Source organism: Puniceibacterium antarcticum, assembly GCF_002760615.1.
GTDB classification, from domain to species: domain Bacteria; phylum Pseudomonadota; class Alphaproteobacteria; order Rhodobacterales; family Rhodobacteraceae; genus Puniceibacterium; species Puniceibacterium antarcticum.
Map to the genome: position 1 here is coordinate 1 of NZ_AWWI01000170.1, position 12,446 is coordinate 12,446.

The following is a 12,446-nucleotide window of genomic DNA, read 5'->3' on the forward strand; positions in this document are numbered from 1 at the left end:
CGATCCTACCGGTGGCGCTGGTTCATCGAGTGCATGTTTTCTGACAGCAAAACAAAGGGGCTAAACATTGAGGATACGAGGATGAAACTCTCCAAAAAATTGAGCCTTCTGATGGCAGTCTGCGCGATCGCTCTCGCCATGGCATGTCACACAGCTTCCAGGCTCATGGGGTCAAAATATCCCGCCCGGAAAAAGCACGGGTACTGTTCAAAGTCGTGGTTCAGAACTGGTTTCGATGAACTGCGCCGCCGCCTTCGCACAAACCACACTCCCCTGATCACAGGCAAAAAATACGCCATCAGAAAACGCTTCAGACCGAGAGTCGCGTAGTGTGACAAAACCGACATCACCTACCTACAAGACGACGAACTGGGCTGATTATAACGCAGCGCTGAAGCGGCGCGGATCACTGACGATCTGGTTCGATCCCGAGATGCACTGGGGTGCTGAACCTTCCTTCAAGAGAGGCAGATCGCGGACATTCAGTGACGCTGCGATCCGGACGTGCCTGACCATGAAAGTGCTGTTAGGGATGGCGCTTCGGCAAACAATGGCTTCGTGAAAAGCCTGCTGCGGCTGACGGGTCTGGACTGGCCCGTGCCTGACTTCAGCACCATTCCGTATCGCGGCTCGAAGGGCCCACTGCACCTTCTGATTGATAGCACTGGCTATCAAGGTCGAAGGAGAAGGCTAATGGAACGCCCGCAAGCATGGCGGCTGCAAACGGCGTGTCTGGCGCAAGATCCACATCCACTGCACGGCAGGCGATTGCAAAGCAATCTGCCGAGAGGGGGTATAGACGAACAAACATTGGAAGTCAGAACGGTTGAGATCACCGGCAGCAGCACCGGGGATGCACCGATGCTAACCTCATCTGCTCAACCAGATCCCGCGCGATCAGGGGATTGGTAGCGTGACTCTCGATGGTGCCTACGACACACGCCGATGCCACAACGCTATCCACTGCCCGGCAGTGCATGTTTGCATGCATGAGAGGGGCTGAGCGCGGTGCGGCTGCAGTGATACCGCCACGCCGAAATGCCCAGCCATGGAAGCCAACCACCACCGGCGCCATCGCCAGGAACGACGCGCTGCGTGCATCAAGATATCTAGGTCGAGCACTCTGGCGAAACTGGAGCGGCTACCACCGCCGGAGTCGCGTCGAGACAAACCCTCTCGGGCATTGCTGCGCAATACCCTGCCGGGCAGTGGATGCACTGCGTGAAACTATTCGGCCAACGCCTGATGGCACGTGACTTCGACCGCCAGGTCGCGCAGGTTCAGGCGCGCGTTGCGATCCTGAACGGCTACACCGCCCTTGGCATCCCTGTCACGAAAGCCGTGGGGTAAATCCGTCTGCGGAAAGGGGAGATCCGTTCGTCAGCTGGTTTGCACAACAGAGTCTCGCCGGACGCCAAAACAACCTCAAAAAGCCCAACCCGGTTCTAAGCAGTGCAACACAGACTGCCTGACCGATGATCCCGAATGGCGATCCGAAACATATGCTTGCTTGACGGACGTGACCACCGAATTTCCAAGCACCGCAGATAGGCAGATTGGAACACGTGACAATGATTATCCGGATGACCGAGGTTGGCCGTCCCAATTTCGAACGCATTGCATGAAATCCGGATGAGGTCGTGCGCGTTCCGAGCTTTTCACGCTCCCTGCAACAAGACCTTTTTGCGATTTTTACCCCACTTCAGAGCGTCGAAAAGCAAGGCGCACGCTTTTCAACAAAACTACGAACGCCTTCGGCCACATCAGGGGTGCAAATGCAGGCCTCAAGCTCTTGCTCCGCAAGATGCGTCGCCTCGCTGAGGGTCTGGCCCCAAGCGGCGCGCAACTGTGACTTGATCACCGCCATGGATCGCGGGGAACACATCCTCGCCATATCCTGAGCTCGAGCGCGCGCCTCATCGACAAAACCCTCATCGGGCAGCGCGCGGCAAAGCCCAATCATTTCAGCTTCTGAGCCCGTGATGACACGCCCACTCAGCAGGAGATCGGCGGCATTCATAGGCCCTATAAGACGTTGCAGCAACCACGCCGATCCGTGTTCGGCCACAAAGCCCCTTCGCGCGAAAGAGGTGGTCATCTTCGCCCCTGCGCGCGCAAGCCGGATATCGGCAAAAAGCGCCAACACCAACCCAACACCGGCAGCACCGCCATTGATTGCAGCAATCAGCGGCTTACGCCCCCCCATCAGGTAGGAATATCGCTGCGCAAAATCTCCCTCGCGCGCAGGGGGAGCCTTCATTGCGGTTTCGGCGTCCCCTTCTGCGCTGTCCATGTCAGCGCCGACGCAGAACGCGCGCCCGGCACCTGTCAGCAAAAGCACGCGCGCCTCAGGGTCGGCTTCGGCACGCGTGAAGGCGGCGTGCAAGCCCGCCTCCATACCGGGTGTCCAGGCGTTCATGCGCGTGGGACGGTTCAAGGTGAGGACGGCGACGCCATCGGCCACCTCATAGACGACATCAGCGGCACCGCCAGCGGTCATGCCACCTGCCTCAGCCAGTACTTGCCATCCGGATCAGCGTCATGAGTCAGATTACCGCGCGCGATCAGGGTGTTCACATGCGCCAGCGTCTCGGCAAAGGCGAGGCCCGCGTGATGCGGCGGAAGCTCGCGCTGGAACAGCCGCGGGATCAGCGCGCCGACACTGCTGGGGCCATCGGCAGAGGCGGCGATGATCTTGCCGCAGACCTTTTCGTGATGGGCCAGAAGTTCTTCGATGCGTTGGTGCAGGCCGAGGAACGGCAGTTTGTGGCCCGGCAGCACCAGCGAGTCATCGGGGATTTCGTCGCGCAGCGCACGCAGGGAGGTCAGGAATTCATCCAGCGGGCGGGCCGAGGGTTCCTGCGGCCAGACGCCGATATTGGGGGTGATCTTTTCCATCACCTGATCGGCGGCGAGGAAGAGGCGGGCGGCGGGGTTCCACAGCATCGCCATTTCATCGGAATGACCGCCGCCGGTGCGCAGGTGCCAGTCCTGCCCGGCGATGCGCAGCACATCGCCTGCGCGAACCGAGGTATAGGCGGCGGGCAGCGGGGCGACGGTTTCGATATAGGTGGCGCCGCGGCCAAGGATGCCGTCGGTGGCATCGCCCGACAGGCCGCGCGCATGGTAGAAATCGCGGTCCTGGGTTTCGGTATCGGCAAACAGGCCGCCCAGACGGACACGGGTCAGCAGGAATTCCGACTTCACCATCAGCAGGTCCGCCCCGGTGCGCGCACAAAGCCAGCCCGCCGCGCCGACGTGATCGGGGTGGTGATGGGTGACCAGCAGGCGGGTGACGGGGCGCCCGGCGAGCGGACCTGCCAGCAATTGTTCCCAGGTTTCGAGGGTCGGGGCGTCGGCCATCCCGGCATCCCAGAGGAACCAGCCATCGCTGTCCTCGATCGCGTAGATGTTGACGTGATCGAGAGAGAGCGGCAGGGCGAGGCGCATCCAGAGCACGCCGGGGGCCACCGTTATGGCCTGCCCCGTGGCGGGCGCGTCTGGGAACGGGTGGTCAAGGGCCTTGGGCCCGGCAAGAGTGGTGGTCATGAGGCGGCTCCGGTCAGTCCAGGGGGGCGTCCAGCGCATCGAGAAGGTGCGCCTTGAGCTTGTTGCGTTCGACCTTGCCGGTCGAATTCGACGGGATGTCGGGCACGAAGAAATAGCGCCGGGGGCGTTTGAAATCGGCAAGATCGGGGCTCTCGCGGCACCAGCGGTCCAGCGCCTCGGCGGTCAGGCCGGGGTCCTTGGCGACGATGGCCGCACAGACCATGTCGCCCCATTTCGCGCTTGGCAGGCCGATGACGGCGGCGTCGCGGATGGCGGGGTGGCGGAACAGCACGTTCTCGACCTCGGAGGGGTGAATATTCTCGCCCCCCGACTTGATGGTATAGTCGATGCGACCGTGGACGTAGAGCGCGCCGGTGTCGTCGAGCGAGCCTGCATCGCCGGTGAAGTACCAGCCGTCCTTCAGCACCTGCGCGGTCTTTTCCGGCAGGCCGAGGTAGCCGTCCATCACGGCGGGGGATTTCGCGATCACCTGCCCGATCTGCCCGGGCGCGGCGATGTCGCGCGGATCGGTGGCATCCGGTTTCACCAGCCGCATCTGCACCGAGGCCAGCTCATGCCCGACCGAGCCGAGGCGGTCGGGGCGCTGCTTGTAGTCGATACCGGTGCAGGTCAACGCCTCGGTCATTCCAAAGAGGTTCAGGAACCGGTCCGAAAACAGCGCCATCGCCGCCCGCGTGGTTTCATCGTTCAGGTTCTGACCGCCGAAAAACCCGGTGCGCATCGAGGTCAGGTCGTATTTCGACAGATCCTGCTGCATCATCATGACCAGCTGCGTGGGCACCCCGTGCAGTACGCTGACGCGGTGATCGACGACGTGGTTCATCGTCTCGTCCACGTCGAAGCCGCGGGTAATGATCGCGGTCGCCCCAAGCATGATGAAGGGCAGCACCTGCAGCTGAAGTTGCGCAATATGGAACAACGGCTTGTTGTGAATGCAGATGTCGGTGTGGCGAAAGCCGATTTCCTGCGCGGTCATCATGGCGCCGATGATCTCGGCCCGGTGCGAACGCAGCACGCCTTTGGGCAGACCCGTGGTGCCCGAGGTATACATGATGAAGGCGATGTCATCCCAACCGGCACCGGTCGGAGGTTCGCGGTCCGCGGCGGGGGCGATGAACTCATGGAATTCGGTCGCGAAGCCGGGACGCGCAGTGCCGATATTGACATAGCCCAGCACATCGAGATCGGGCACGATCTGCGCCACTCGGTCAGCAAGGTCGTCGTCAAACACCACCATACGGGCTTCGGCGTTCTGGATGATGAACTTCAGTTCATTAGAGGCCAGGCGATAGTTCACCGGCACCGGCACCGCACCCATCTTCAGCAAGCCGTAGAAGCTGGCGACCTGTTCGGGCAGGTTCCAGGTGAGGAAGGCGACGCGGTCGCCGGGGCGAATGCCCTTGGCGGCAAAGGCATTGGCGGCGCGGTTGGCCAGTGCGTTGAAGGCCGCGTAGCTATAGCTTTTGCCCTCGAAGAGTATGGCAGTCTTGTCCGGCCAGCGCGCGGCGGACTGAGAGAGTTGGTGGCCAATATTCACGTACGAAGACCTTCTTTGAGGGCAGAGTGTTTCGGCAGCAGCACGACCGAGGTGCAGGTGGCGACGCGGGTGCCGGATTTCTCGATCTGCTGCGTGACCTCCAGCTCATGGCCATCGTTGCGCTGCTGAACCCTGCCGATCACTCCGCTGCAGATCACGTGATCGCCGGCAAAGCACATCGCGTGATAGCGCAGCTTCATGGCCTTGACGAAGGCCTGCGGCCCGAAATGCGCCCGCAGCTGGCGGGCAAACCAGGCCCCCCACATCTGGCCGTCGACAAAGGGTGCCGGCAGACCAAGGTCGCGGGCGGCCGCGTCATTGTAATGACAGGCGTACCAGTCCCAGGTGGCAGCGCCATAGGCCATCAGGTCCACCGGGGTGAGCGTCTTCTCAATCAGCGGCAGCACCGATCCGTCCTGCAGGGTCATGCGGCGATCTCCATCGGCTGAAGAAAGAACAGCTCACGGTTGGTGGCTATGATCGCCCCCGCCGCATCGACATATTCGGCCATCGAGATTGCCAGCAATTGCCCCCTCCCGTCGCGCGAGGATTTCTCCTCGACGCTTTCCAAACGATAGCGCACGGAAATCCTGTCGCTCGGCAGCACCGGGCGCGTGAAAGTGTAATCCTGTCCGCCACGGATGGTGCGAAACCCCTCCGGCCAGTCCCATTCGTGGGGGACATAGCCGTTGTCATTGGGCGTATTACCGGCGTACTGGCCGGTTTCCACAACAAAGGTGGGTGGCGCGATCCGGCTGGGATAGCCCTGCGCCATGGCCGCCGCATCATCGACATAGACCGGATCGGTGTCCCCCACGGCAATGGCGAAATAGCGGATCGCGACCGCACTGACCTCTTCCTGCGCAGGATAGAACCGCTCGGCGCCGATCATGGCGCGGATCTCCTCGCTCAGCAGATCGCTCATGCGCTGATCACGGCGATCGGCACGATTTCGATGACGAAGCTGCGCTTCAGGATGCCTTCGCAGACCACACCCGTGGCCGCCGGAAGCACCTTGGAGCCGAAGTATTTGCGCCGTACATCGGCCACGCCCTTGTAGGCGTCGAGCGTCTGGCTTTCGACAAATTCCAGCGTATGGACGACGTCCGACATCTTCGCCCCGGCGACCGCCAGCATGGTCTGGATCGAGGCATAGATCATGTCGGCCTGGGCGACGATGTCATAGTCATGAAAGCTTTCCCCCGTGGCGCAGTTCAGCGCCCCGAAGCCTGAGCCGAAGACCAGTTTGCCCGCCTTCACCCCCGCCGAATAGGACAGGCCGTCGTAGCGGTCCCAGCCCGGAACGCGGATGCGTTCGAGGACATCGCGCGTTGCGGTGATGTCGTATTGCACCACCGCGTCGGGGTGCAGCAGGCCCGGCTGCATGATCCCGGCGGCACCGGGGTAGACCGGGCCGAGCGCGTCGAAACGCGGCTGACCGGCGCCGCGATAATCGCGCCGCACGCTGGGCAGCAGGTAGTCGATGGTCTGCACCACGTGGCTGAGGTCGAGCCCCATCGCCAGCAGCATCTCTTCCGCCACCTCGAAGATCCGCGCGGTCTGGCCGACAACGTCGCCGGGATAGCAGATCTCGCCCTTCTTAAGGGGCAGGATGGTGGGCAGATGCACGACGCCTTTCGAGATGCCCTCGGCGGCGATGTCGGTATTGGCCTCGATCTCGATCAAGGAGTCCGGGCGCAGCAGGGCCTTGACGGGGATGGTGTTGACGCAGATCTCACGCCCGTCAAGGATTTCGGTGCGCACGTCGATGGCTTCGCCGTATTGCTCAAGCGCGTGGATGGGGACGTATTCGGCGACGCGGGTGATGTCCGACAGGCTTTTGCCTTCAGCGTCGAGCACGCGGGCGATCTTGTCCCAGGCCAGGCGCGCCTGATCAGCCATGCCGCCGCGCGTCACCACTGCGCCGTCGATATATTCCGACCCCGTGGCGCCGGACAGGAACAGCCCCGCCGGTGTCTTGCGCCCTAGGGCAAAGGCATATTTGCGATAGTCCAGCCAAGGATAGCTTGCGGGTTCGATTGCGCTCATGACATTCAAGGCGTCTTCCTTTGTCGTTATCTGTCGGGACGTTGCCCTGCCAGCAGGCTCAGTAGGAGCGGGGAAGGCCGAGGCGTTCCCCGATGAAGTTCCGGCTCATTTCGTTAGACACCGGAGAAAACAGGCCAAGGCGCGCGTCGCGAAACAGCCGTTCCATCGGGCTTTCCTCGATCAGGCCATACCCGGCCAGCACGCGCATCCCGCGATCTGTCGCGCGTTGCGCCCCCTCAGAGGCAAAGACCTTGGCCATAGCCGCCTGCGATGAACATTCGATTCCGCGCGAAATCATCCATGCGGCTTTCATGGTGAACAGACGGGCGTGCTCAAGATCTGTCGCGATATCCGCCAGTGGGTGCTGTACCGCCTGAAAGGCACCAATGGGGCGTTCGAACGCAATCCGCTCTTGGGCGTATTGCACCGCCTGATCCAGCACACCCTGCATGATCCCGATATAGATCGCAGCGGCCAGGATCCGCTCCTCGTCCAGCGTCCTGATCAGCTGGTAGAAGCCGCGCCCCTCTTCGCCCAAAAGACCATCTGCCGGAGCAATTGCATCATCGTAATAGGTCTCGCAGGTGCAGGCGGCGCGGTGGGCCATCAGCTCCATCCGGCGGGCCTCGAACCCCGGTTGATCCGTTGGCGTCATCAGCAGCGACAGACCGCGTGCCGGTTTGCCTTCGGGGTGGGGCGCGGTGCGCGCCAGCACCAGCACTGCGTCAGCCTCGGCGGCGAAGGAGGTATAAAGCTTGCGTCCGTTGATCTTCCAGCTGCCATCGCCCTGCCGTTCTGCGCGGGTCTTGCCGCGCAGTGCATCTGTGCCGCAGTCGGGTTCGGTTATTGCGAAGGCAAAAGTGAACGCGCCGGTGGCCATCTTTGGCAGCCACTCGGTCTTCTGGGCCGCTGATCCGTGTTCGGATATGGTGCGCGCACCCATGAAAAAGCCCACGAGGTCGGTCGCCATCGACGGGAAACGCCGCGCCACTTCTTCCACCAGAACAGCAGCATATGTGACATCGGCCCCTGCCCCACCAAAGCGTTCGGAAATAGTCAGGCCGTGCCATCCCAGATCGGCGATGATGTGCAGGATGTCATCGGGAATCTTGCGGGCGCGATCTGCCGCACGAATGCCTGTTTCGGGCAGGTGGCGCTGGAAAAAGCTGCGAACCTGGTCACGGATCATCTCGTGGCCGGGGTCCTGGGAAAAATCCGGACCCGACTGCATCTCGGATGTGGCATTGTCCAGAGTCATCAACTGCTCCATTCCGGCGATAGGGCGCGGTGGCCGGTCAGCCGCAACAAGCTCGAGCGCACCGCCATCGGTCTCTTGCGGCAACGATGCTGTGGGGCATTTAGGGCGTCAACTATGATTTCATTTAATGGCACTATTTTGCATTAATAGTTCATTTATTAAACTTATATCAAAAGACCCTGTACAAATTTTGCGCACTTGCGCCTCGAACCGCACGCCACAGGCCCATTCCACGCGCGGATCCCGCAGATTGCGCCGACATCACTGGTCTAGATTTTCTGTATCTGAAATTTTGAATCGCAAGATCGCAAAATGTCAAAATCCTGCACTCCTCGCCCCATCCACTGAACGGAGCCTTGCCCCTCATGCCTCACGCCGTCACCCGCCTTGTCGTAGACGTGGCGCAGCGCAGTCATCATGTCCGCGTTCTGGGCAGCGGCCCACCGGTGGTGCTGCTACATCTTTCGCCGCGCTCCTCCGTGCAGGTCCTGCCGCTGGCGCAGTCTCTGGCCGACCGCTTCACCGTCTATTGCCCGGATACGCCCGGATATGGCCAATCCGAGGCGCTGTCCCTGACACAGCCCGAGATCACCGATTTCGCTGATGCGACCGCCGGCTTGCTGCAAACCCTCGGGTTGCACCGCCCAACGCTTTACGGAACCCACACGGGGGCGGAAATCGCCCTGTCGCTCGCCCGTCGACACCCTGGGTGTTGTGCTCGCATTGTGCTGGACGGACTGCCGCTCTTCACCCGGCAGGAAAGCGAGGAACAGTTGCGCCACTACCTGCCGCGCTTCGCCCCAGAATGGTCGGGCACGCATATGAGCGCGCTCTGGGCCCGCGTCCGCGATCAACTGATATTCTATCCATGGTATGCGCGGGGAGAAACCAACCGCCTGCAGTTCGACCCGCCATCGCTGGAATTCCACATGCAGGTGATCGCCGATCTGCTGGCCGCCGGGGTTGGCGATGCGCCCAACTATGCGACCGGGTACAGTGCTGCGTTCCGCCATGACACCCATGAGGATGTGTGTGCCGCCGCCCGTGACGACCTGCCCGTCACCTATCTGTGCCGCGCGGACGATCTGCTGTTTCCGCATCTCGAGCGTGTGTCAGAGCTTGCCCCCAAGGCCAAGATCCTCCGCCTGCCTTCCGACATTACCCCTTGGCAGCAGGCGATTGCGCAAGCGCTGCAACACGACACCGCGGCGCCTGCGCTGCCCGCCCAGAGCCCGCGCGCCTTTTTCACCAAAGAGGGAATGTTGCTGCGCCGTCTCGGTCCGGCAGAGGGACCCGCCAAGCTGCTTCTGCATGGGCACCCCGGTTCGGGAGAGCTGCTTTTGCCCCAAACGGAACGGGCCGACGGACCTGTATGGGTGCCGGATCTGCCCGGCTCAGGTCAGTCGGCCCCGCTGGACGGCGCGCCCGAAACCTTGGCCGCCCGGATCGCGGCGGCGCTGGCAGAGGCGATCCCCGGCAGCGCCATGGTCGAGACATGGTTCACCGGGGCCCGCATTGCGGCGCATCTGCCGACAGACAGGTTCCGCGTCACCGCGCGCCATGCCCCCTGCCAGAGGACGCCGCAGCCCTCGCGCTTTTGCGCGCGCATTACGCTCAGGACCTGCCTGTCGACTGGCACGGCGGCCACATGTTGGCGGCTTGGTGGCGCGCCCGCGATGGGCTGATCTACGATCCGTGGTTTTGCCGCGACGCCGCGCATCAGCGGCCCCTGCCGCTCTCTCCAGATCTCGAAGCTCTGCAGGCACAGGCCACCGCGACCCTGCTGGGGCGCGATACCGAGCCCCAGATCTTGCGTGCCCTGCTGTAGCGCCCAGATGAAAAAGGCGGGACAGGCTGCCCCGTCACGCCCCCTTTAAACTGACCGGGGTCCCGATCACGCAACCGAGCGAAGATAGGTTCTTTCGCGCAGAAGGCCGGATTTGGCGCGATTATAATCTTCGACCCAACGATCCACGATTTCTTCCACGGAACGGACGGCGTCAATCGCGCCGATGCCCTGACCGGCCCCCCAGACGTCCTTCCAGCGCTTGACCTTCTTGTGGTTCAGCGACCATTCCAGCGTCTCCTTGGTTTCAAGGTGCAGCTGTTCGGGGTCCAGACCGGCGCGCTCGATCGAGGGGCGCAAGTAGTTGCCGGGATGGCCGGTGAAGAGGTCCGTCATCATGATGTCCTTGGCATCGCTGTCGACGATCATCTGCTTGTAATCATCGACCGCATTGGCTTCGGAGGCGGCGATGAAGGCCGAGCCGATATAGGCGAAATCGGCGCCCATGGCCTCGGCCGCCAGAATGGAGCGGCCGGTGGAGATGCAGCCCGACAGGGCCAGCGGGCCGTCCCACCAGGCGCGGATTTCCTGCATCAGCGCAAAGGGCGACACGTCGCTGGCATGACCGCCGGCACCGGCGGCGACGGCGATCAGACCGTCGGCGCCCTTGTCGATGGCCTTGTGGGCGTAGAAATTCGTCGTGACGTCGTGATAGACCTGACCGCCCCACCCATGCACCGCCTGATTGACGTCTTCGCGCGCGCCAAGGGAGGTGATGATCAGCGGCACCTTGTGCTTTTCGCAGATCGCCATGTCGCCATCCAGCCGCTGGCTCATCTTGTTGACCACTTGGTTCACCGCAAAGGGCGCGGCGGGGCGGTCCGGATGGCGGGCATCATGGGCGTCCAGTTCCTCCCTGATCTGGCACAGCCAGTCGTCAAGCAGTTCCGGCGGGCGCGCGTTCAGCGCCGGGAAAGAGCCAATGACCCCGGCCTTGCATTGCGCAATGACGAGTTCCGGCCCCGAAATGATGAAGAGCGGAGAGCAGATGACTGGAAGGCGCAGGCGGCCGCGTAGAAGATCCGTCATGGTCATTCGGGCTAGTTCCTTTCTAGATCTGACCCCTTTGCGCCCTCCTAAGGCACATCAGGGCCGGTTTTGAGAACGTCCGGTCCGCATGCCCGACCAGCGGGTGCGATGGCGTTCCGTTTCAGGCAGCCGATCAAGCTGATCGGCCAGTTCACGTGCCTCTTCCCGCAGCAAGGCCGCAAGGCCCGCCACACGGTCATCGGCGAAGCGTTCGGGAATGCCGTTCAGCGTCAGCGCACCGATCGGACGGTTGTTGCGTGAAGTCAGACACAGGCTCAGCCCCATGATGCGCCCCTGCGGGTCGTCTGCCGCCAGCGCCCAGCCGCGTTCTCGGCACAGTGCGACCTGGTGGCGGATCGTTTCAGGATCCGACCCGGGTACCTTGGCCAGCCGCTGCGCCGCGCGCGCCAGGATGTCCTCGATCTCGGGGTCGGACAGGGGTGCCAATATGGCGATGCCCGTCGCCCCGGCCCCGATGGGTTTGCGCGATCCGATGTCCATCGGCATCGTGCGCACCGGGAATTTGCCCATCTGAACATCCATGCAGATGACATCCAGCCCCGAACGCAAGCAGTACATGGCGGTGTCGCCGGTGGCCTCTGCCAGATGTTCAAGCGCCTCACGTGCCCGATCCGACAAGTCATGCCGGTTTGACGCGGCCGAGGCGAGCGCGAAGAACTCAAGCCCCAGCGTATAGCGTTTGGACTGCATGTCCTGATCGACGAAGTTGTGGTTGGCAAGGCTGGTCACCAGACGATAAGCTGTCGCCCGGTCGAGCCCGCTTTGCTCGGCGATATCCATCAGGCGTAATCCTTCGGACGACCCGCTGGCGATTGTCTTTAACAATATCATAGCCTTGTCGACCGTCTGACTTCCTTGCGGCGGCTTCTTGCCCGATGCGATGACCGGCTTGTCTTCTGCGTCTGGCTGAGCGCCATCTGGTTCCTGTTCCATCGGCATGGCTGCGCATCTCCTCATTTTAGTGTCCCGGCACCCATCGGTCCGGATCGGACCTTTGGAATGCCCCATAGAGAAGGACGAAGCGCAGCGACTCAAGCCATCTGATGCTCATCTAAGCAGAATTGTTCACCAACTGACAATAAAATTTTAATATGTAAACTAATTTAATTTTAACATCCGAATATTGAATATAAATA

Annotated in this window: 11 protein-coding genes and 1 pseudogene; 3 read left to right on the forward strand and 9 right to left on the reverse strand. The window is 62.2% G+C overall.

Features of this window, described 5'->3' with window-relative positions; all coding sequences use genetic code 11:
- Positions 1-331: 331 nt before the first annotated feature.
- Positions 332-1,350 (forward strand): annotated as a pseudogene (locus P775_RS23605) (IS5 family transposase).
- A 352-nt stretch (positions 1,351-1,702) separates the two neighbouring features.
- Here P775_RS23605 and P775_RS23610 read toward each other — a convergent pair.
- From P775_RS23610 to P775_RS23640, 7 genes are read right to left on the reverse strand one after another with little or no spacing between them, the layout of a single operon-like run.
- Positions 1,703-2,500: an enoyl-CoA hydratase-related protein gene (locus P775_RS23610; RefSeq protein WP_099913288.1), complete on the reverse strand. Its 798-nt coding sequence runs from the start codon at positions 2,498-2,500 to the stop codon at positions 1,703-1,705.
- Positions 2,497-3,549 (reverse strand): MBL fold metallo-hydrolase, encoded by a 1,053-nt coding sequence (locus P775_RS23615; RefSeq protein ID WP_180287560.1) that lies wholly within the window; start codon positions 3,547-3,549, stop codon positions 2,497-2,499. Before P775_RS23615 ends, P775_RS23610 begins: the two co-directional genes overlap by 4 nt.
- Before the next feature lie 13 nt (positions 3,550-3,562).
- Positions 3,563-5,107 (reverse strand): class I adenylate-forming enzyme family protein, encoded by a 1,545-nt coding sequence (locus P775_RS23620; protein WP_099913290.1) that lies wholly within the window; start codon positions 5,105-5,107, stop codon positions 3,563-3,565.
- Positions 5,104-5,535 carry a MaoC/PaaZ C-terminal domain-containing protein gene (locus P775_RS23625; protein WP_099913291.1) on the reverse strand — a complete coding sequence of 144 codons (432 nt, stop codon included), beginning with the start codon at positions 5,533-5,535 and terminating at the stop codon, positions 5,104-5,106. Before P775_RS23625 ends, P775_RS23620 begins: the two co-directional genes overlap by 4 nt.
- A complete protein-coding gene (locus P775_RS23630) occupies positions 5,532-6,032 on the reverse strand; it encodes an FAS1-like dehydratase domain-containing protein (protein ID WP_143520978.1) in 501 nt (166 codons plus the stop codon). The genes P775_RS23625 and P775_RS23630 overlap by 4 nt, the downstream gene beginning before the upstream one ends.
- Complete coding sequence (locus P775_RS23635; protein ID WP_099913292.1) at positions 6,029-7,156, reverse strand: RidA family protein; 1,128 nt, start codon at positions 7,154-7,156, stop codon at positions 6,029-6,031. The genes P775_RS23630 and P775_RS23635 overlap by 4 nt, the downstream gene beginning before the upstream one ends.
- 58 nt (positions 7,157-7,214) lie before the next feature.
- The gene (locus P775_RS23640) at positions 7,215-8,414 is read right to left on the reverse strand and encodes an acyl-CoA dehydrogenase family protein (protein ID WP_180287561.1); all 1,200 of its coding nucleotides are present in this window, start codon (positions 8,412-8,414) and stop codon (positions 7,215-7,217) included.
- 365 nt (positions 8,415-8,779) lie between these two features.
- Between P775_RS23640 and P775_RS23645 the strand changes: the two genes are divergently transcribed.
- Complete coding sequence (locus P775_RS23645; RefSeq protein ID WP_099913294.1) at positions 8,780-10,099, forward strand: alpha/beta fold hydrolase; 1,320 nt, start codon at positions 8,780-8,782, stop codon at positions 10,097-10,099.
- Entirely contained in the window at positions 10,063-10,242 is a 180-nt protein-coding gene (locus P775_RS23650) for a hypothetical protein (protein WP_099913295.1), read from the forward strand. The genes P775_RS23645 and P775_RS23650 overlap by 37 nt, the downstream gene beginning before the upstream one ends.
- 66 nt (positions 10,243-10,308) lie before the next feature.
- On the opposite strand, the gene P775_RS23655 is transcribed toward P775_RS23650, so the two are convergent.
- Together P775_RS23655 and P775_RS23660 are read right to left on the reverse strand one after the other, a co-directional pair.
- Positions 10,309-11,295 carry an NAD(P)H-dependent flavin oxidoreductase gene (locus tag P775_RS23655; protein WP_099913296.1) on the reverse strand — a complete coding sequence of 329 codons (987 nt, stop codon included), beginning with the start codon at positions 11,293-11,295 and terminating at the stop codon, positions 10,309-10,311.
- 51 nt (positions 11,296-11,346) lie between these two features.
- Positions 11,347-12,249, reverse strand: coding sequence for an IclR family transcriptional regulator (locus P775_RS23660; protein WP_180287562.1), 903 nt, complete (start codon positions 12,247-12,249; stop codon positions 11,347-11,349).
- Positions 12,250-12,446 lie beyond the last annotated feature (197 nt).